This window comes from Ruegeria sp. YTSC199 (genome assembly GCF_059609725.1).
Map to the genome: position 1 here is coordinate 286,573 of NZ_JBXWMF010000001.1, position 19,274 is coordinate 305,846.

The 19,274-nt window shown below is 59.9% G+C and carries 17 protein-coding genes; 10 read left to right on the top strand and 7 right to left on the bottom strand.

Translation table 11 applies throughout. The features are described 5' to 3' along the window. Positions 1–5 precede the first annotated feature (5 nt). The 6 genes from glyS to glmM all read left to right on the top strand — a co-directional run bounded on the left by glyS (position 6) and on the right by glmM (position 9,221). Entirely contained in the window at positions 6–2,225 is a 2,220-nt protein-coding gene (glyS, locus tag AC2FEE_RS01495; RefSeq protein WP_496862576.1) for a glycine--tRNA ligase subunit beta, read from the top strand. Between the two features lie 64 nt (positions 2,226–2,289). Then, on the top strand, positions 2,290–4,830 hold the full coding sequence (locus AC2FEE_RS01500) for a putative PEP-binding protein (RefSeq protein WP_496862577.1): 2,541 nt from the start codon (positions 2,290–2,292) through the stop codon (positions 4,828–4,830). Between the two features lie 186 nt (positions 4,831–5,016). Beyond that, the gene (locus AC2FEE_RS01505; protein ID WP_496862578.1) at positions 5,017–5,658 is read left to right on the top strand and encodes a cell wall hydrolase; all 642 of its coding nucleotides are present in this window, start codon (positions 5,017–5,019) and stop codon (positions 5,656–5,658) included. 269 nt (positions 5,659–5,927) lie between these two features. Continuing rightward, on the top strand, positions 5,928–6,848 hold the full coding sequence (locus AC2FEE_RS01510) for a dihydroneopterin aldolase (RefSeq protein ID WP_496862580.1): 921 nt from the start codon (positions 5,928–5,930) through the stop codon (positions 6,846–6,848). Continuing rightward, complete coding sequence (gene folP / locus AC2FEE_RS01515; RefSeq protein ID WP_496862581.1) at positions 6,845–7,843, top strand: dihydropteroate synthase; 999 nt, start codon at positions 6,845–6,847, stop codon at positions 7,841–7,843. The genes AC2FEE_RS01510 and folP overlap by 4 nt, the downstream gene beginning before the upstream one ends. Positions 7,844–7,877: 34 nt before the next feature. After that, positions 7,878–9,221, top strand: coding sequence for a phosphoglucosamine mutase (glmM, locus tag AC2FEE_RS01520; RefSeq protein WP_496862583.1), 1,344 nt, complete (start codon positions 7,878–7,880; stop codon positions 9,219–9,221). On the opposite strand, the gene AC2FEE_RS01525 is transcribed toward glmM, so the two are convergent. Next, positions 9,218–10,120: a DMT family transporter gene (locus AC2FEE_RS01525; protein ID WP_496862585.1), complete on the bottom strand. Its 903-nt coding sequence runs from the start codon at positions 10,118–10,120 to the stop codon at positions 9,218–9,220. The genes glmM and AC2FEE_RS01525 overlap by 4 nt on opposite strands. 79 nt (positions 10,121–10,199) lie before the next feature. Next, on the bottom strand, positions 10,200–11,222 hold the full coding sequence (gene ilvC, locus AC2FEE_RS01530) for a ketol-acid reductoisomerase (protein ID WP_496862586.1): 1,023 nt from the start codon (positions 11,220–11,222) through the stop codon (positions 10,200–10,202). 131 nt (positions 11,223–11,353) lie between these two features. On the opposite strand from ilvC, the gene AC2FEE_RS01535 reads away from it, so the two are divergent. Continuing rightward, entirely contained in the window at positions 11,354–11,809 is a 456-nt protein-coding gene (locus AC2FEE_RS01535; RefSeq protein ID WP_496862587.1) for an Lrp/AsnC family transcriptional regulator, read from the top strand. After that, on the top strand, positions 11,806–12,264 hold the full coding sequence (locus AC2FEE_RS01540) for an Lrp/AsnC family transcriptional regulator (RefSeq protein ID WP_496862588.1): 459 nt from the start codon (positions 11,806–11,808) through the stop codon (positions 12,262–12,264). The genes AC2FEE_RS01535 and AC2FEE_RS01540 overlap by 4 nt, the downstream gene beginning before the upstream one ends. Positions 12,265–12,266: 2 nt before the next feature. On the opposite strand, the gene hutC is transcribed toward AC2FEE_RS01540, so the two are convergent. Beyond that, positions 12,267–12,968 (bottom strand): histidine utilization transcriptional repressor HutC, encoded by a 702-nt coding sequence (gene hutC, locus AC2FEE_RS01545; RefSeq protein WP_496862589.1) that lies wholly within the window; start codon positions 12,966–12,968, stop codon positions 12,267–12,269. A gap of 233 nt (positions 12,969–13,201) precedes the next feature. Between hutC and AC2FEE_RS01550 the strand changes: the two genes are divergently transcribed. Beyond that, the gene (locus tag AC2FEE_RS01550) at positions 13,202–14,329 is read left to right on the top strand and encodes an aminotransferase class V-fold PLP-dependent enzyme (RefSeq protein WP_496862590.1); all 1,128 of its coding nucleotides are present in this window, start codon (positions 13,202–13,204) and stop codon (positions 14,327–14,329) included. Positions 14,330–14,339: 10 nt separating this feature from the next. On the opposite strand, the gene AC2FEE_RS01555 is transcribed toward AC2FEE_RS01550, so the two are convergent. The 3 genes from AC2FEE_RS01555 to AC2FEE_RS01565 all read right to left on the bottom strand — a co-directional run bounded on the left by AC2FEE_RS01555 (position 14,340) and on the right by AC2FEE_RS01565 (position 16,594). Next, positions 14,340–15,536 (bottom strand): UbiH/UbiF family hydroxylase, encoded by a 1,197-nt coding sequence (locus AC2FEE_RS01555; RefSeq protein WP_496862592.1) that lies wholly within the window; start codon positions 15,534–15,536, stop codon positions 14,340–14,342. A 77-nt stretch (positions 15,537–15,613) separates the two neighbouring features. Beyond that, the gene (locus AC2FEE_RS01560) at positions 15,614–15,862 is read right to left on the bottom strand and encodes a hypothetical protein (RefSeq protein ID WP_496862593.1); all 249 of its coding nucleotides are present in this window, start codon (positions 15,860–15,862) and stop codon (positions 15,614–15,616) included. Between the two features lie 87 nt (positions 15,863–15,949). Further along, a complete protein-coding gene (locus AC2FEE_RS01565) occupies positions 15,950–16,594 on the bottom strand; it encodes a pyrimidine 5'-nucleotidase (protein ID WP_496862594.1) in 645 nt (214 codons plus the stop codon). 100 nt (positions 16,595–16,694) lie between these two features. Here AC2FEE_RS01565 and AC2FEE_RS01570 point away from each other — a divergent pair, with 100 nt between their 5' ends. Beyond that, positions 16,695–17,342, top strand: a complete 648-nt coding sequence (locus tag AC2FEE_RS01570) for a GntR family transcriptional regulator (RefSeq protein ID WP_496862596.1) — start codon at positions 16,695–16,697, stop codon at positions 17,340–17,342. Positions 17,343–17,345: 3 nt separating this feature from the next. On the opposite strand, the gene AC2FEE_RS01575 is transcribed toward AC2FEE_RS01570, so the two are convergent. Continuing rightward, a complete protein-coding gene (locus AC2FEE_RS01575; protein ID WP_496862597.1) occupies positions 17,346–19,220 on the bottom strand; it encodes a glycosyltransferase in 1,875 nt (624 codons plus the stop codon). Positions 19,221–19,274 lie beyond the last annotated feature (54 nt).

Sequence of the window (19,274 nt, forward strand, 5' to 3'; positions counted from 1 at the left end):
CGAAAATGCCCGACCTGCTGATCGAACTGTTTTCCGAGGAAATCCCCGCCCGCATGCAGACCCGCGCGGGCGAGGACCTGAAAAAGCGGATCACCGACGGTCTGGTTGAGGCCGGTTTGACCTATGCTGGCGCTGCCGCCCTGACCACACCGCGCCGCCTGACGCTGGCGATTGAAGGGCTGCTGGCGGAAAGTCCAACCATTCGCGAGGAGCGCAAGGGGCCGAAAGTCGGCGCACCGGACAAGGCTATCGAAGGGTTCCTGCGCGGGGCAGGGCTGACACATGACCAGCTTGAAGAGCGTGAGACCCCGAAAGGTGCGGTCTACTTCGCCACTATCGAAAAAGCCGGGCGTCCGGCTGCCGAGATCGTGGGTGAAGTTCTTGAGGCTGCCATACGCAACTTCCCGTGGCCCAAATCGATGCGCTGGGGCAGTGGTCCGCTGCGCTGGGTGCGTCCGCTGCATTCGATCCTGTGCATTCTGACCGACGAGGCGGGCGCGCAGGTTGTGCCGCTTGAGGTCGACGGCATTTCATCCGGCGACACCACTGCGGGTCACCGCTTCATGGCGCCGGATCGGTTCTCGGTCACGTCGTTCGACGATTACGCAAACAAGCTGAAGCGTTCCTTTGTGGTGTTGAACCCCAGCGACCGTGCCGAGCACATCTGGAACGACGCGCACAACATGGCCTTTGCCGCCGGTCTGGAAGTGGTCGAAGACAAGGGTCTGCTGGCCGAGGTTGCCGGTCTGGTCGAATGGCCAGTTGTGCTGATGGGGCAGATCGACGAGGAGTTCCTGGAACTGCCGCCCGAGGTGCTGCAGACGTCGATGAAGGAACATCAGAAGTTCTTCTCGGTCCGCAATCCGAAAACGGGTCGGATTGAGCGGTTCGTCACCGTCGCCAACCGCGAAACTGCCGACAATGGTGCAACTATTCTGGCCGGTAACCAAAAGGTGCTGTCAGCCCGTCTGGCCGACGCCAAGTTCTTCTGGGAAAACGACCTGCGCGTCGCCAAGTCGGACATCGCCCGATGGACCCGTTCGCTTGAGAATGTGACCTTCCACAACAAGCTGGGCACGCAGGCTGAGCGGATCGAGCGCATCGCCGCGCTGGCCCGCGAACTGGCCCCGGTGACCGGTGCGGATGCGGATCAGGCCGAGAAGGCCGCACGTCTGGCCAAGGCCGACCTGAGTTCCGAGATGGTCTATGAATTCCCAGAACTTCAAGGGCTTATGGGCCGTTACTATATCGAAGCTGCCGGCGAAGATGCCGCCGTGGCCGCCGTGGCGCAAGAGCATTACTCACCGCTGGGTCCGTCAGATGATGTACCAACTGCGCCGCTGTCGGTAACCGTGGCATTGGCCGACAAGCTGGACACGCTGACCGGATTCTGGGCGATCGATGAGAAGCCCACCGGATCAAAAGACCCGTTTGCGCTGCGCCGCTCCGCATTGGGTATTATTCGGTTGATTTTAGAGAACAACCTGCGTCTACGCTTGGATCGGTTTTTTGATAGTCAGTTGGTTCGAGCAGAAAGTGCTATCAATGAAGCAATGCCAGAACAAAACGTCCGCGATCTTCTGGAAGAAATCGCAGAACATGGTGTTTTTGGCGCTGCTTTCCAGACTGTCAAAGGGAAACTCGAAGGATTGCCCGCGACAGCGTTTCTTGAGCTCGAGAAAAAAGTTCCTGATGCGTCTGATGACCTCCTCTCCTTCTTCCACGATCGCCTCAAAGTCTTCCTCCGGGACGAGGGCATCCGTCACGACATCATCGACGCCTGTATCGCGATGGAGGGAAATGACGACCTCAACCTGTTGGTCAAACGCGCCCGTGCGCTGAACACGGTTATCGCGACCGAGGATGGGGAAAACCTCGTACAAGGCTTCAAACGCGCCAACAACATCCTGACGCAGGCCGAGGAAAAGGACGGGGTCGAATACTCCTACGGCGCCGATGTGAAGTTTGCTGAGACGGAAAGCGAAAAGGCGCTGTTTGCCGCTCTGGATGGGACTCAGGGAGAGATCAATACGGCTTTGGATGCCGAGGATTTCCCCGCGGCCATGTCCTCCATGGCCGCGCTGCGCGGACCGGTGGATGCGTTTTTCGAGGATGTTCAGGTCAATACCGACAATGACATCCTGCGCCGCAACCGGCTGAACCTGCTCAGCCAGATCCGTCAGGTTTGCTCCAGCGTGGCCGATCTCAGCAAGATCGAAGGCTAAGCCAGAACGCCCTTGCGCCATTGGTGCAGGGGCTTATGCTGCGTGCAAATCAAAAGGTGCCGCAGTGCAGAATAACCCACATACCACTCTGATCACATCCGAAGCGCCCGTCACAGCCAACACCCATGGCGGGCGGGCGAAATGCCTGCAACGTCTGGTCCGTCTGGACTTGCCGGTGCCGCGAACGGTGGCGCTGTCTTTTGATGCGGTGCAGAAAATCGCGGACGGGGATGTGCCCGATATCGCGGCGATCCTTGAACAGTTCGATCACGCAGCGCTGCTGTGCGTGCGGCCCAGTTCCGAAGATCCCGATTGGGGCGGCCCTGGCGCGATCCTGAATATCGGCATGAACGACGCGCGCTATGTGGACCTGTCGGACTCGATGGGAGCCGAGGCAGCTGCCGCGCTGTATCTGCGTTTTGTCCAGAGCTTTGCCATCCATGTGGCCCGTTTGGACGCAGATGTATTTGACGATATCGACGCAGATGGCAGCGAAGGGTTGCGCCAATCCTTGCGGGCCTATGAGGATGAAACTGACGAAGCATTCCCACAGGATCGGGGTGAGCAACTGATTGCCGTGCTGCGGTCGATGGCTCGAGCGTGGGACGGAACCTCGGCCCGGTTGCTGCGGCAGGCAAAGGGCGCACCTGCGGATGCAGGGCTGGGCCTGGTCATTCAGGAGATGATCCCAGGAGTGGGGCAGGGTGAATGCGGCTCGGGTGTATTGCAACTGGTAGATTCCACAACGGGAATGCCGCAGATCACCGGCCGATACCTGAGCCAGAGTCAGGGGCGGGATGCCTTGGGCGATGGTGTGGCCGCTCTTTATCTGGAAAAGGATCCGCGCGGGAAGTCTTTGGAAGAAGTGGCGCCAGAAGCCTTTGCTAACGTCAAGGCCCATGCCGCGCTGATGCGCACCAAACTGCGCGAGGAAATGCAGGTCGAGTTCGTGATCGAAAACGACCATGTGCACATTCTGGACGGCGTGCGGGTGCAGCGCAGCGCGCGTGCCGCGCTGCGGATCGCGGTTCGGTTGGCTGAAGATGGCATCATTCCGGCGCAAGAGGCAGTGATGCGGGTCGATCCGCATTCTTTGAACGAGATGCTGCACCGGCAGGTCCACCCTGAGGCGCGCCGGGATGTTCTGACCACGGGTATCGCTGCCAGCCCGGGGGCCGCGACCGGCAAGATTGTCTTCACCGCCGCCGAGGCGCAGGCCAGTGCCGCGCGCGGTGAGCCTTGTATTCTGGTGCGTCGGGAAACCTCGCCCGAGGACGTGCGGGGAATGCACGCGGCCGTTGCGGTGCTGACCGAAAAGGGCGGCATGACCAGCCACGCCGCCGTAATTGGTCGCGGATTGGGTCTGCCCTGTATCGTCGGCGCATCCGAGATGCGGTTCCAGACCAAGAAAAAGATACTGAACGCGCCGGATGGGCGCGTGTTCAAAACCGGCGATACGCTAACGATCGACGGAACTTCTGGGCAGGTGCTGGCGGGGCAGCCTGCCATGCTCGAAGCTGCGCTGGATGACTGTTTTCAAACTTTGATGAGTTGGGCCGATGACGAGCGTGACATCGCCATCCGTGCCAACGCGGATACACCCGCCGATGCGCAGACTGCGCGGAACTTTCTGGCGCAGGGAATCGGCCTGTGCCGGACCGAGCATATGTTCTTTGATCCCGGCCGCCTGATCGTGATGCGCGAGATGATCTTTGCACAGACGTCTTCGGGCCGCGCAGCGGTTCTGGAGCGTCTGCTGCCGATGCAGCGCGAGGATTTCGTACAGTTGTTCCGGATCATGGAAGGGCAACCCGTCTGCATCCGCCTGTTCGATCCGCCTCTGCACGAATTCCTGCCGACAACACGCACTGGACAGCGTGAACTGGCCGAAGCTCTGGACCTGCCGGTCTCAGATGTCGAACGGCGCGTGGCGGAGATGACCGAATACAACCCGATGCTGGGTCTGCGCGGTGTTCGCCTTGGCGTGACCGTTCCTGAAATCTACGACATGCAGGCCCGCGCCATCTTTGAGGCAACGCTTGAGGCCAGCAAAGACGGCGCCCCGGTGGTGCCCGAAGTGATGATTCCGCTGGTTTCTGCCAAGCGGGAGGTTGAGCTGGTGAAATCCCGCATCGACTCGGTGGCGGCCGCAGTGGCGAGCGAACGCGGGCAGGAGTTTGAGTACAGGCTGGGCGTTATGGTCGAAACTCCGCGTGCCTGTCTGCGGGCGGATGAGATCGCGCCGCAGACCTCGTTCCTGAGTTTCGGTACCAACGACCTGACCCAGATGACCTATGGCCTGTCGCGTGACGATGCGGGCCGGTTCATGTCGGCCTATGTGCGTCAGGGTGTATTTGTTGAAGACCCGTTCCATGTCCTCGATCCGGACGGGGTCGGAGAATTGCTGAAACTCGGGGCCGAACGTGGGCGCCAGACGCAGCCGGACGTTACCCTGTCCGTATGCGGCGAACACGGTGGGAACCCCGAATCAATCGCCATTTGCCGCGATCTGGGGTTTGACTATGTGTCATGCTCACCCTTTCGGGTGCCGGTCGCTCGGCTGGCTTCCGCTCAACTGGCGATTTCGTCCAGACTTGGGGGTTGACACAGCCAGATTGCCCTAGGATTAGTGGTTTTCAGGCAACCTTGTGACGGAACTATTTTTTCGCACGGGCGATTTTCCACTTGCGTTTTCTTCTGATCTGGACCTCTTGGCCAGACTGCGCTAAATGCCTCGACGCGCCCGCCGGGGGAGGGTACGGCGCGTTTTGTGCCTGTGCGAGGTTATCTGATGCTACGATACATACTGGCTGCTGCCACATTGGCGGCAACCGTGCTGCCAAGTGTGTCTTTCGCTGAACGGGAAGCCACCAATACTGCCGAACGCGAACTTGTCACCCGGAGCGATCTGCCCGGACAGAACTTTCGCGACTATCTGAATCTGTTCAAGCCCCGCAAAGAGCTTGAGCCGGTAAAAGTTTCATATTCGAAGGCTTGGCTTGACCAACAGCCCAAGGCCAATGGGGACGATAATTTTAAGTGCCTGGCCGAAGCGCTGTACTTTGAAGCGCGCGGCGAAAGCGTACGCGGTCAGTTCGCCGTGGCCGAGGTCATTTTGAACCGTGTCAAAAGCAACCGTTTTCCGAATTCACTGTGTGGCGTGATCAAACAGGGAACGGGCAAAAGATATCAGTGCCAGTTCACCTACACCTGCGATGGCCACAAGGAAGTGATCCGCGAGAAAAAGGCCTATGAGCGTGTGTCCAAAGTTGCGCGTGCCGCAATTGATGGCGTCGCCAAGGAACTGACCGAAGGGGCTACGCACTACCACACCACCGCGGTGAAACCGTCGTGGTCGCGCGTTTACAAGGAAACCGCGCGCATTGGTGTCCATATCTTCTACAGGCACAACTACCGGACTGCGAGCAACTAAAAGGCATCCCCGCGCTGCCTGCTAGGCAGCGCGGATTGCCCAACTCGGCTGATCGTGGGTCCGCAAGCCTGACCCGCCGAAGTTAACGAACTCCAACCAGATTGGCGAACCGCCAAACCCCGGGGCAGGGCGTAACAGGTGTATTGATCCGGATCCGCTTTCCCTGACGCCGCATTCGGTGTCTGGAATGGCGTTTGAAGCGGTGTTATATGCCAGCGCACCATATAGTTTTGGCTGATCAGTCCACCAAGCCCGAAAAGGTCCGTTGCATGAGTTCTGAAATCCGTCTTGCTTTCGCGCACCCGTCCGAGCGGTCCGAAGCGACCGCCACGCGCGGCCCGCTGGATCGCATCTCATTGCGGGACCACATTGTCGAGGTTGAGATCGGCGCGTTTCAGGCCGAGCGCGGCACGACACAGCGTATCTGTTTCAACATCGTGGTCGAGGTGCGCCCGCTGACCGACCCGATTGACGATGACGTGGATCGCATCCTGTCTTACGACCGCGTGACCGAGGCGATTGCGCATGAACTGGCCGCTGAGCGATTGAACCTGCTTGAGACTTTGGCGGATCGCGTAGCTGAACGTATTCTGCTTGAACCTCAGGCCGTAAGGGCCTTTGTAAGAATCGAAAAGCTGGATCGCGGCCCAGGTGCCCTGGGTGTTGAAATCGTGCGCGGAAGGGACGCGATCCATCACGACGTGGTCGAGGAGGAACGCCCCCATCCGCGGTTGGTGTTTCTGTCGAACGAGGCGATTGCCTCGTCCAATCTGGCCGGGTGGGTTGACCAGTTGGAAAACCGTCAGCGTCCCCTGATCCTGTGCGTCGGTGCCGCGGATATGGATGTCCCGCAAACCGGCCACGCGATGACGCAGCGCCGAATTGACCTGCTGGCGATTGAACAGAACGCCTGGGTTCTTGCTGCGAAGGATCATCGCTGTGTGGTAGTGTCAACGCGGACCGAGCTCGACTGGGCGATGAAGAACGGTCAGATCTGCGTTTGGGCTCCTTCCAAGATTGTGCTGGATTCTGTGGACGGCCCATCGGCCGCACCTTCGGACGCCGTCGCCTTGGCGGCGTGGTTCGCGGCCACCTTCGAGGCCAGCGAAATGATGGTGATCGGCGGTGCCTTGCCGAAAGCGCCTAAGACGCCCCTACGCGCCATTCCGGTGGACCAGGCGCAGCTGTGACAGAATACTTCCGACCGCTGGTGCAACACGGCCCGGCCCGCCCGGCTGGCGCGGTGCCTCTTGTGGGCCAGTCTTTGTGGTTCACACATGCCGAACGTCTGTCGCGGACGGAAACCCAGATTGTTGTTTCGGCACAGGACATTCCGAGTGATGTGCTTGCACGCCTGACAGGGCCGCGCGCCGAAATCGCCGGGTTGGCGATGGATCGGCCGCAGATCATGGGGATACTCAACACCACACCGGACAGCTTTTCCGACGGTGGCGTGCACAACTCGGTCGAGGTGGCTGCGGTTGCGGCGGAACGGATGGTAGCGCATGGGGCCAGCATTCTGGATATCGGCGGAGAATCCACGCGTCCGGGGGCTTCTTGCGTAGCGGAAGATGAAGAAATCGCGCGAACCCAACCTGTTATCGAGGCCATCCGCGCCAACACGCAGGCGCTGATCTCCATCGACACCCGCAAGACCAGCGTTGCAAGGGCGGCGTGGGATGTGGGGGCGGGGCTGATCAACGACGTCTCCGGTTTCACCTTTGACCCACGGCTTGCACCGTTTTGCGCCGAAGTTGACGCCCCGGTCTGCGTGATGCACATGCAGGGCGAACCGGCTACAATGCAGGACGATCCTCAATATGACGACGTTCTGCTGGATGTGTACGATTTCCTTGACGGAATGGCTGCGCAGTTGGAGCAACTGGGCCTGAACCGCGACCGGATGGTGATTGATCCGGGCATCGGGTTTGGCAAAACGCAGGCGCATAATCTGGCTCTTCTGCAAAACCTCAGCCTGTTCCACGGAATCGGCTGCCCGATTCTGCTGGGAGTGTCTCGCAAAGGGCTCATCGGGCAAATCGGTCAGGAGCCGCGCAAGGACGCCCGCGCGCCGGGATCAATCGCCGTGGCTTTGGCAGGATTGTCCCAGGGCGTGCAGATCCTGCGGGTTCACGACGTGCCCGAGACTGCTCAGGCCTTGCGTCTGTGGGCTTCCGTCCGGTAATCCCGTCACAGACAAGAATTTACGGAGTGACACGATGCGCAAGCTGTTCGGAACCGACGGGGTGCGGGGCACCGCCAATACCCATCCGATAACGGCCGAGATGGCCCTGCGTATCGGAGCCGCCGTTGGGCGGTATTTCCGTCGCAATAAATCCGGCGCGCACCGGGTGGTGATCGGCAAGGACACGCGCCTGTCCGGGTACATGTTGGAAAATGCGCTGACCGCCGGGTTGACCTCGACCGGTATGAACGTGCTGTTGCTGGGCCCGGTGCCAACGCCAGCCGTGGGGCTGATGACCCGGTCGATGCGTGCGGATCTGGGCGTGATGATTTCGGCCAGTCATAATCCGGCAGAGGACAACGGCATCAAGTTCTTTGGCCCCGACGGATACAAATTGTCCGATCAGGCCGAGCTTGAGATTGAGCGTCTGATCGAAGAGGGCGTCAAACCTGCGCGGGCGCAAAATATCGGCCGCGCGCGTCGGGTGGATGATGCGCGGTTTCGATACGGTGAACGGGTGAAGTCCTCGTTGTCCCGCGACCTGCGTCTGGACGGGCTGAAAGTGGTGGTCGACTGTGCCAACGGTGCCGCGCACCGAACCGCCCCAGAGGTGCTTTGGGAACTGGGCGCCGAGGTCATTCCGGTTGGCATCGCGCCGAACGGCAAGAACATCAACCTGAATTGCGGCTCAACCAAACCTCAGCTGGCGACCGAGACGGTTGTGGCCCACGGCGCGGATGTGGGTATTTGCCTGGACGGTGATGCCGACCGCGTCGTGATGGTTGATGAGTGCGGGCACGTGGCTGATGGCGATCAACTTATGGCGCTGCTGGCGACCAGTTGGGCCAAGGCCGATCGCCTTGAGGGCGGCGCGCTGGTTGCGACGGTGATGTCCAACCTTGGGCTGGAACGGCACCTGGCCGCGCAAGGATTGCGGCTGGAGCGGACGGCAGTTGGTGACCGCTATGTCGTTGAACGGATGCGCGAAGGCGGGTTCAATCTGGGCGGGGAACAGTCGGGACACATCGTCATGAGCGACTATGCCACCACCGGCGACGGTCTGATGGCCGGGCTACATTTTCTGGCCGAGATGGTGCACTCGGGCCGCAAAGCCTCTGAACTGTCGGTACAGTTCGAAACCGTGCCTCAGTTGTTGAAGAACGTGCGTTATCAGGACGGGCAGACCCCGCTGGAAGCCGGCAGCGTCAAAGCCGCCATCGCCGATGCCGAGGCGCGTCTGAACGGGCAGGGCCGTCTGCTGATCCGCAAGTCGGGGACGGAACCTCTGATCCGCGTGATGGCAGAATGTGAGGATGACGCCCTGTTGACGCAGGTCGTTGATGGCATCGTGGCTGAAGTCGAGGCGGTCGCGGGTTAACGCCCGATCAGCATCTTGCGCAGGCTGAACCACTGGCTGATCGCCAGCCCGGTCAGGATCATGATCAACGCGATGTAGAATCGAAGGGGCAGCGCCTCGGACAAAATCCACGCGCCGAATATCATCGACCAGATCGGCACCTGATAATTGACCAGCGTCAGGAAAACAGATCCGGCGCTGCGAATGATCGAAACGCGCAGCAAGGTGGCGAAGGCGGTGGGTAAAAGGCCCAGCGCGATGATCGCCAGGCCGGGGCGCGTACCTTCCCAGTGGGGGAGGCCCTCGGTCACCAGCATGATCGGCAGCAGGAGCGCCGCGCCAACGACCAGTGACAACGCGGCCAAAGCGACGGGATCAACCGGGGGGCAGCGTCGGGTAAAGATCGACGCGCAGGAATAGCACAGGGCCGCCCCGATACAGGCTAGCTGAGCCAGGGGTTCCGCGCCTTGTCCGATTTGTGCCAGCCCCGGGCCGATCAGTACCAGTGCACCACAAAAACCCAGAGAAACCCCTAGGAGCCTGCGCAGGTTCAGCGGCTCATCTGAAAAGAAATGCGCCAATGGCAATACCATTAGCGGTATCGCTGCCATCGACAGGCCCGCAAAGGCCGAGGCCACATATTGCTGCCCCCAACTGAGCAACAGGAAGGGCAGCGCAGTTGACAAAACGCCAATGATGGCGATGTATCCCCAGAGTTTCGGGTTGCCCGAAGGCAGTTTGCGCCCTGTCAGTGCCATCATCACCAGCAAGGTCAACGCACCCAAAGTGGTTCGAGCGGTGGCAACGGTGACCGGACCATACCCTTCCAGCGCCATGGCAACGACCATGAACGTTCCGCCCCAGATGAGGCCTAGGGTGATAACACCGCTCCAATCGCGGGATGTGGGTTGGTCAACCATGTTGTGCTTTGGATTCAGAAACCGTTGTGACCAAAAAAGGGCGGCCGATTGGCCGCCCCTTCGTAAGAACGCGTTAGGATCAGTTCTTTTCCTTGTCGACCATTTTCCCAGCCGAGATCCAGGGCATCATGGCGCGCAGTTTCGCACCGGTTTCCTCGATCATGTGCTCGTCATTGGCGCGGCGCGACGCTTTGATGGTCGGCTGACCAACAGCGTTTTCCAGCATGAAGTCACGAACGAACTTGCCCTGCTGGATGTCGTTCAGGACCTCTTTCATGCGCGCTTTGGTCTCGTCATATTTCAGGATACGCGGGCCGGTGACGTACTGGCCGTACTCGGCAGTGTTCGAGATCGAGTAATCCATGTTCGCGATGCCACCTTCGTAGATCAGGTCCACGATCAGCTTCACCTCGTGCAGACACTCGAAATAGGCCATTTCAGGCGCGTAGCCTGCTTCGACCAGAGTTTCAAAGCCGCAGCGGATCAGCTCGACCAGTCCGCCGCACAGAACGGCTTGCTCGCCGAACAGGTCGGTTTCGCACTCTTCGCGGAAGTTGGTTTCGATGATGCCCGAACGGCCGCCACCGATTGCCGAGCAGTAGGACAGGCCGATTTCCAGTGCTTTGCCGGTTGCGTCATTGTCGACGGCAACCAGGCAGGGCACGCCGCCGCCTTTGACGTATTCACCGCGCACGGTGTGACCGGGACCTTTCGGGGCCATCATGATAACGTCGACGCCCTCTTTCGGTTCGATCAGGCCGAAGTGGACGTTCAGACCGTGGGCGAAAGCGATGGCCGAGCCGGGTTTGATATTGTCATGTACGTATTTCTTGTAAGTTTCTGCCTGCAGTTCGTCGGGCATGGTGAACATGATGACGTCACACCAGGCTGCCGCTTCGGCGATGCCCATGACTTCGAGACCTTCGGCTTCGGCCTTCTTGGCCGATGCGGATCCTTCACGCAGAGCGACGACAAGGTTCTTTGCACCCGAGTCGCGCAGGTTCAGCGCGTGTGCGTGGCCTTGCGAGCCATAGCCCAGGATCGCTACTTTTTTGTCTTTGATCAGGTTGATGTCGCAATCGCGATCGTAATAGACGCGCATGTTTCCGGTCCTTTCTGTTACGGTTGCTGCGCTTGTAGTTCGGAGTGGCTCGGTTGGCGAGCGTTGAAGCATTGAGTAATTATGAAAAAGGTGAAAAGTTATTCGCGAAAATACGAAATGGCGAGTAAATCATGCTTGACGATATGGACCGGCGCATTCTGCGCCATCTGCAGACCGAACCGACCCTTTCTATGGCCGAACTGGCCGAGCGGTGTGGGGTCAGCCAGGGCGTGTGCTGGCGCCGGGTCGAGAAGATGCAGGCGTCGGGCGTCATTCAGGGGCAGGAGGCTGTTCTTGACTGGGCCGCGCTTGGATATACCGTCGAGGTCTCGTTGCGTGTTACGCTGGACAAGACTCAGCCCCGCGCCTTCGATGAGTTCACGGCAGCCGCGCGCAACGTATCGGAAGTGATCGAAATCCAGACCTTTCTGGGCCGTGTGGATGTACGTCTTTCGGTGCTGGCACGCGACATGTCACATTATCAGCAAATCTACCGCGACCGCATTCTGACCTTGCCGCATATCGCCGATATCGAGGCGCTGATGCATATTGCGCGAGTGAAGCGAAACGAGGTTCTGCCGGTATGATCGAGCTTGATGAAACTGATCGCCAAATACTGCGCGCGCTGGCACAGGATGCCACTCAAAGTGCTGGAGCCTTGGGTCGTAAACTTGGATTGTCGCAGCCCGCGACCTGGCGGCGCATCAGGCGTTTGGAAACGGCAGGAGTCATCCGGGGTCGTCGTCTGCGCCTGAATGCCGAGGCGTTGGGATTCGGCGTGACGGTCTTTTTGGGCGTAAAACTGGCCCGCAAGGGTCAGGTCAGTCTGGAGGATTTCGAACGTGCCGTCAGTGCCATCCCCGAGGTACAGACGGTCGAGCACGTCCTTGGCCTGTACGACTATCGCCTTCGGGTTGTCGCCCGCGACCTGTCCGACTTTGAGCGGGTTCTGCGGCGGCGGATCATGACCTTACCCGGTGCCGGGGACGTCGAAGCCAACGTCCTTCTCAGCGAAGAGCGACTACCCGGCCCGATCGGTTAGGGTCAGTACCTGGTTCGAATGCAATAGCCGGGATGGTGGGTCATTCGGGCGAAGGCCATCGGCTCACCATCTTTCCAGGTCGTGCGTTCAAGTTGGATCATCGACGTGCCGGCCGTGGTTCCCATGAATTCGGCCAATCGCCCGTCGGCGGAGATCGCACAGAATGCAACTTCTGCTTCGGTAAAGGGGGCGATATTCAGCAGCCATTCATGCGGGCCTTGCGAGGTTAGATCGGCATTCTCGACCTCGGGTACAGTATCGATGTTGATCCATCGCTCTTCCAGCTGAAACGGGCGGTTGTCGGCATAGTGCATGCAGATCACATGCAGTACGCGCGCGTCTGGTGGGACGCTGAGCTGCGAAGCCAGCCAGCCGGGGCTGGACACTACATTACGTTCGACAAGCGCATATCGATAGGTCGAGTTTTGGTTCTCAACGGCCTGACGCGCCAGTGAAAACTCGAGTTTTGCGTGTTTTCTAGGTTCTTTTTTGACCCGCGTGCCGCTTTTGCGCTTACGCTCTACAAACCCTTGATCGGATAATTCCCGCAGGGCGCGATTTACTGTCGCGCGCGCGCAATTGAATTCTTCGGCAAGCTGCGTTTCCGTCGGCAGCAAAGATCCCTGAGGCCAGATTCGGCTTTCAATACGACGTTTAACTTCGTCCCGTACAACCTGAAAACTGATGCGCTTTTGAGCAGTCACGAGGAACAAAACCTTTCTTCTACAAAGTGTATGTATCTGTTCAGAAACACCTCTGGGTGTAAAGGGGTGGTGACACTATTTGGCGTCACTTCGGGGGGTATATGGTGCAGTTTCGAACCTTAATTGCACGGGGAAATAAAGTTCCGTCGCGTCAATTGTCGGCGCAAGAAAACTGCTTTACCAATCTCGGCAGAAGATTCACGTTGCCCGAGTACTGTTTGAAAGGACAAATCATGCCGGCGCTTTTGGATAGCATTGACCCCAATGGGCTCGAGGAGTTCTCGGTTGTTTTCACAGACCGTTCCCTGAACCACATGTCGGCCCGATTTCAGACCGTCATGCGCGACATCTCAAACATGCTGAAGGACGTCTACAACGCGGATGGCGTTGCAGTAATTCCTGGTGGCGGAACCTATGCAATGGAGGCCGTGGCCCGACAGTTCGCACGCAATGCCAAAGTTCTGGTCGTGCGAAATGGATGGTTTTCCTATCGTTGGAGCCAGATCGTCGAATCCGCAGATCTGACGGCGTCGGCTACGGTGCTCAAGGCGCGCCAAACCGGCAATTCGAGCCCATCTCCGTTTGCACCAGCACCGATCGAAGAGGTGGTATCAACCATTCGAGAACAACGTCCGGATGTGGTGTTTGCGCCGCATGTTGAAACCGCAGCAGGTCTGATTCTGCCGGATGACTATGTGACGACCATGGCGGCGGCTGCGCATGAGGTCGGCGCGTTGATGGTGCTGGACTGCATCGCCTCTGGCTGTGCCTGGGTCGACATGACGGCAACCGGAGTGGACGTCCTGATCTCGGCCCCGCAGAAAGGGTGGAGCGCATCGCCCTGTGCCGGTCTGGTCATGCTGTCCGAACGGGCCGAGGCGCGATTGGAAGAGACGACCTCCGACAGTTTCGCCGTTGACCTGAAGAAATGGCGTCAGATCATGCAGGCCTATGAGAATGGCGGGCATGCTTATCACGCCACGATGCCGACCGACGCGCTGCAGGCGTTCCGGGATACAATGAACGAAACCCGCGATTACGGTTTTGAAAAGCTGCGTGACGCGCAATGGGCATTGGGCAATGGTGTGCGGGCGATGCTGAAGGAAAAGGGCATCGTGTCTGTGGCCGCCGATGGGTTCGGTGCGCCGGGGGTTGTGGTCAGCTATACCTCGGATCCCGAGATTCAGAACGGCAAGAAGTTCGCGGCACTGGGTATGCAGATCGCCGCTGGTGTACCACTGCAATGTGATGAGCCCGAGGGGTTCAGTACCTTCCGTCTGGGTCTGTTCGGGCTGGACAAGCTGTATGACGTAGACGGCACAATTGCTCGGCTCAAGCGCGTGCTGGATCAGGTACTGTGACCCAGGGGCCTCAGCGCACGCCGAGGCCCATCTGCATCAACGTCTTGCGCACAGGCGGCAGGGAATAGAGCGCATTCAGCCCCATCGCACGCGCATCGCGCAGTGGCCGTGCCTCGATCATCGAGGCACGATTCAGCAGGTCGATGCCTTTGACGCGCATCTCGATCTCGGTGTGGCGGGCTTTGTGGTAGGCGTCCAGCATTTGCGCATCGCCCAGACCCTCGGGGCGGGCTTGGGCGAGGTCCAGTAGACTGCGCAAGTCACCGAGCGACATGTTCAGCCCTTGCGCGCCAATGGGAGGCACCACGTGGGCCGCTTCGGCCATCAGGGCGATTCGCTCGCCCGATAGGCGTTCCGCCGACTGGCTTATGATTGGCCAGATGGTCCGGCGCGAAGCCAGTTTCAATGGTCCGAACATCCCGCAGGATCGTTCAGTCATCAGGGCTTCGAACGCCTCGGCTTCGGTGTTCAACAGTTCAACCGCGCGAGGGCCGCGTTCCATCCAGACAATCGCGGATGAGGGCTGACCCTGCCAATCGGGCAGGGGGACCAGTGTGAACGGCCCGCCCGAGCGGTGAATCTCGGTCGAGACATTTTCGTGCGGAATCGGGTGCGTAACCGCAAAGGCCAGCGCCTTCTGGCCATAACGGGTGGTGTGCACGTTGATCCCCGCAGCCTCGCGCATCGGGGAATTGCGCCCGTCCGCGGCGACCACCAGTTTGCAGTGTATACGGCTGCCGTCGCTCAGGCCCACGCGGGCCTCGGCGGTGCGTGTGAACAGGCTGACGGTGCCTGTGCCGGGGCGGAAATCGACATTGGGCAGTTCGGCCAGACGGGCCACCATCTCGCGCCGCAACAGCCAGTTGGGCAGATTCCAGCCAAAGGGCTGGTCCGAGATATCGGCGGCGTTGAAATCGCGCACCACGCGGGGTTCGGGCACCTCGCCGCCCGCATCCACGATGCGCATGATCTGCAGGGGGGCGGCGTGTTCATCCAGCCGCTGCCACAACCCGCATTGCTCCAATAGCCCATGCGCCGGTTGCAGAAACGCCGTAGTCCGTAGGTCGGATCCGTCCACGTCACGCTCGGTGATGGGCGGAGTGGGGTCGACGCAAACTACGTCGAACCCGGCAACTCCAAAGGCCGCCGCAGCGGTCAGTCCGGCGATTCCTCCGCCGGAGATCAGGATGTCACAGCTATCTTTCATGGCCTTGGTCTCCGAAGTCTTGGGCAGAAACTAGTTCGGTTCCAAGGTGGGTGCCAAGTGACATCCTGTCCCGTGTGTCAGCCGCGTGAGATCAGGATGAGGATGAGGAACATCACCGGCACCATCATGACTGCAGGGATATACAGGCCCGGCAGGCCAAACAGCAGGGCCGAGCATCCCCACATGCTTACAATCGCAGCAGCCGTATAGTACCAATCTTCGGCCTCGCCATTGGCGGCATCCTTTGCCAGCCAGCCAAAAACGGGGATTGCAAACAACAGGCGCTGCCAGATGGGCAGGCGCCGAGGCATCTCGATCGCGCTCATGGGAATCTCCAGTTCTGTTCGTCGCTGAGGCGCATATAGGGACGATGCTGCACCTGCAAAATGTGCAGATCGTCGCAGTGTGACAGCCTATCGCAGAAGCCTCAGAAACGCGGTCAGATCGTCTGTGTGATGGTGGATATGGTCGGCCTTATGCGGCTCGGGCGCGACGTGAACGGTGCGCATTCCCATCGCGTGCGGAGCGGCCAGATTGCGCGGGTCATCCTCGAACATCGCAGCCTTGGCTGTGTCGATTCCATCTTGGGCAAAGATCGCTTCGAATGCGGCTTTTTCCGGCTTTGGCTTATAGCCCGCGTGCTCGACCCCATAGATCGCGTCGAACAGACCGCTAAGGCCGCGCGCGTCCAAAACACGCTCGGCATAGGGCGCGCTGCCGTTGGTGTAGACAATGCGACGCCCGGGCAGGGATCGGATGTGATCGGCCAGATCCACGTCTGGGTCCATGTGGCTCATGTCAACCTGATGAACCGCATGCAGATAAGGGTCGGGGTCAAGATCGTGCTCGGCCATAAGCCCGGCCAGCGTAGTGCCGTATTGCCGCCAATAGTGCGAGCGCAGCCGATCCGCCTCGGCCCGGTCCACGCCAATGGCCCGCACCACGTAATCCGTCATCAGCACCTCGATCTGATCGAACAGGCGCATATGCGGCGGGTAGAGCGTGTTGTCCAGGTCGAACACCCATTGGGTGACGTGAGAAAAGGCAGGTTTGACCATGGGTCTGGTTTAGGGCGCGCGGCATCGGTTTTCAATGCCGCTCTTGATCCCGGGGGCAAGTGACGGATAGACATGTTCGAGCGAGGAGACAAACCACCCAATGCCCCAATCCAGACAGCCGTCCAAAGACGCCTACAGCCTAATTCTCGAAGCGATTGACGTGGGCGTTTACAAGCCCGGCAACCGTCTGGTCGAAAGTGAACTGGCCGAGCGGTTCGGGGTGTCGCGCACGCCGATCCGCGAAGCGCTGCAGCGGCTGGAAACGCAATCCCTGCTGGAACGCGACGGGCGCTCGCTGATTGTAGCCTCGCTGGACCACAACCAGATGGCCGAGCTTTATGTGGTGCGGCGCGAGTTGGAGGGTCTGGCCGCGAAATTGGCCGCCAAGCACGCCACCGAGGAAGAGATCAAGGTTCTGCAGGATATAGTAGCCGCTGACGACGCGTTGGTCGATGACCCGACTGCCTTGTCGCGGGCGAACCGGCGGTTTCATGAACAGATTCATCTGGCCTCGCACAACCGTTATCTGGTGCAGCAATTGGACCTTGTGCATCGCACCATGGCGCTGATGGCAACGACGTCGCTGGCGGCGCAGGGACGGGGTGAGATTGCGCAGAGCGAACACAAGGGGATCGTCGAGGCGATCGCAGCCCGCGACGAAGAAGCGGCCGGACGCGCCCTCAAGGAACATATCTCGGTCGCCTTCATGACGCGCCTGAAACAGGATGCCATCCGGCGCGAGAGCTGACCGTCAGTGCGGCAGGCCCTCTTCGCAGGCCTGACCGTGTTGTGTTTTGTCCCAGAAGAACGGGTCTAGCAGTAGTTCCCACAAGGCCTTGTACGCCGCCAGGACGCCCAGCGGAAAATACAGCGGCATTGTCGGCACCCACGGCAGCAGGAAACGTCGTTCGCGCGCGGACACTGCTATGGCGCCAACAAGAGCATTGACGGCCTCTGCAAACAGGAACAGACAGAGCAATGCGCTAAGCCCGGCACCGGCAAGGATCGGATGAAGCGGGCCGGGCAAACCAAAGGTCGACAGCCAGAACAACCACAGGACCGGAGCCAGCAGGAATTGCCCGACGGTCCCAAGGAAGAACGCCTGTACGCCAAAAAACCGCCAAGGGCCGAGTTCTCTCAACAATCGCAGCGGCGACCGCATGTGGACAATGTAGGTGACCATGAACCCCTTGAGCCATCGAGATCGCTGCCTTACCCAAGGCCAGGCGCGAAAGTTGGCCTCTTCGAAAGTGGCGGTATCGACCATTTCGGTACGGTACCCCGCCCGACTTAGCCTTACCCCCAGATCGGCATCTTCGGTGACGTTGTGGGCATCCCAGCCGCCCAACTCCAACAGCTTGTCACGGCGGAAAAAGAATGTGGTTCCGCCCAGCGGCACAACAAGCCCGAGCCGGGCAATGCCTTGCAGGATAACCCGGAACCAACTGTTGTATTCGATGGTAAAGCAGCGCGACCGCCAGTTGGTGAGGGGGTTGTAGTAATCCAGAACACCCTGAAGGCACACCACATCGTCGGACGCCTGTGCAAAGTGCCGGACGACACGTTCGATCTGGTCCGGCTGTGGCGCGTCTTCGGCATCCCAGACGCCCAGAATATCGCCTCGGCAGAAATCCAGCGCATAGTTCATGGCCCGGGGTTTCGTGGTCAGGCCATTCAGGGCAGGCACCTCGACGGTTCTGATCCAGTTGGGCAGATCAACCTGCGCCAGTGTGGATCGCGTCACCTCGTCGGTTTCTTCCAGCACCAGAATGATATCCAGCAGTGCCTTGGGGTAGGACAGCCGCCGCAATCGCCGGATCAGGGCATCAGCAATTTCCCTCTCTTTATAGAGCGGCACCATAATGGACACGCAAGGCAAAGCCAGCGGCGGGCTGGGGGGTGGGGCTTTGGTGGAGCGAGTCCCGTGATGCCAAATGAAACTCAGCAGACCGGCCAGACGCAGGGTCAGAAACAGGATCAGGCTGATCACGGCAGCCGCCACTAGAATGGCGAACGCGGTTAGGGGAAAGGCGGCAAACAGGACCACAAGGCCCGCGAGCGCGGCCGCAGGTCCGGTACGGGATCGAGGGGGCCAGGATCGGCAGCTCTGGTCAAGATCTACACGTGCCTCGGCTGCTTCGGCCAAAGGGTTGGAGAACATGCGCGCGATGGCGCCGTCGATCTGATCTGTGGCTGCGAGTACCGGGATAATAGTGTATCCGGTATCCTCCAGATCGCGTTTCACATCCGGAAACAAATCGGGTCGCGCTGTGGCGACCAGCAGAATGGGCCCCAATCGACGCCAGGGGATGACGTTATGAGCCAGCCAGAAGTCAACCGGCTTGATCTGGCACAGATCGGTATATGGTGGCGAGTTGTCCAGATCAGCGATCTGCAGGCCGGTTTGCTCGGACAGAGCGCTTAGCACGCACTGACGGCTGACCCAGCCCTCGGCAACCAGAATTTCACCTAACGGGGCCTGCTGCCAGGATTGCAGGAACAGAGCTTCGTCCAGCTGCGCATTTGTGATCAAGCCACGTTCGACCAGGCAAGCCCCCAAAGGCTTGCGTTCCTGAGCAGGTATCGGCGCGGCGTGCGCGAAATGCTGCAGGTTCAGTTCGACCATAACGAAACAACCTTGACGCGATTAGTAGGCGTCAGGGTTGCTCAATTAAGGTTA

Excerpts from the sequence above, each read along its gene's own strand:
- glyS (WP_496862576.1), top strand. The coding sequence starts at position 6 with ATGCCCGACCTGCTGATCGAACTGTTTTCCGAGGAAATCCCCGCCCGC.
- AC2FEE_RS01505 (WP_496862578.1), top strand. The coding sequence starts at position 5,017 with ATGCTACGATACATACTGGCTGCTGCCACATTGGCGGCAACCGTGCTG.
- AC2FEE_RS01510 (WP_496862580.1), top strand. The coding sequence starts at position 5,928 with ATGAGTTCTGAAATCCGTCTTGCTTTCGCGCACCCGTCCGAGCGGTCC.
- glmM (WP_496862583.1), top strand. The coding sequence starts at position 7,878 with ATGCGCAAGCTGTTCGGAACCGACGGGGTGCGGGGCACCGCCAATACC.
- AC2FEE_RS01525 (WP_496862585.1), bottom strand. The coding sequence starts at position 10,120 with ATGGTTGACCAACCCACATCCCGCGATTGGAGCGGTGTTATCACCCTA.
- ilvC (WP_496862586.1), bottom strand. The coding sequence starts at position 11,222 with ATGCGCGTCTATTACGATCGCGATTGCGACATCAACCTGATCAAAGAC.
- AC2FEE_RS01535 (WP_496862587.1), top strand. The coding sequence starts at position 11,354 with ATGCTTGACGATATGGACCGGCGCATTCTGCGCCATCTGCAGACCGAA.
- AC2FEE_RS01540 (WP_496862588.1), top strand. The coding sequence starts at position 11,806 with ATGATCGAGCTTGATGAAACTGATCGCCAAATACTGCGCGCGCTGGCA.
- AC2FEE_RS01550 (WP_496862590.1), top strand. The coding sequence starts at position 13,202 with ATGCCGGCGCTTTTGGATAGCATTGACCCCAATGGGCTCGAGGAGTTC.
- AC2FEE_RS01555 (WP_496862592.1), bottom strand. The coding sequence starts at position 15,536 with ATGAAAGATAGCTGTGACATCCTGATCTCCGGCGGAGGAATCGCCGGA.
- AC2FEE_RS01560 (WP_496862593.1), bottom strand. The coding sequence starts at position 15,862 with ATGAGCGCGATCGAGATGCCTCGGCGCCTGCCCATCTGGCAGCGCCTG.
- AC2FEE_RS01565 (WP_496862594.1), bottom strand. The coding sequence starts at position 16,594 with ATGGTCAAACCTGCCTTTTCTCACGTCACCCAATGGGTGTTCGACCTG.
- AC2FEE_RS01570 (WP_496862596.1), top strand. The coding sequence starts at position 16,695 with ATGCCCCAATCCAGACAGCCGTCCAAAGACGCCTACAGCCTAATTCTC.
- AC2FEE_RS01575 (WP_496862597.1), bottom strand. The coding sequence starts at position 19,220 with ATGGTCGAACTGAACCTGCAGCATTTCGCGCACGCCGCGCCGATACCT.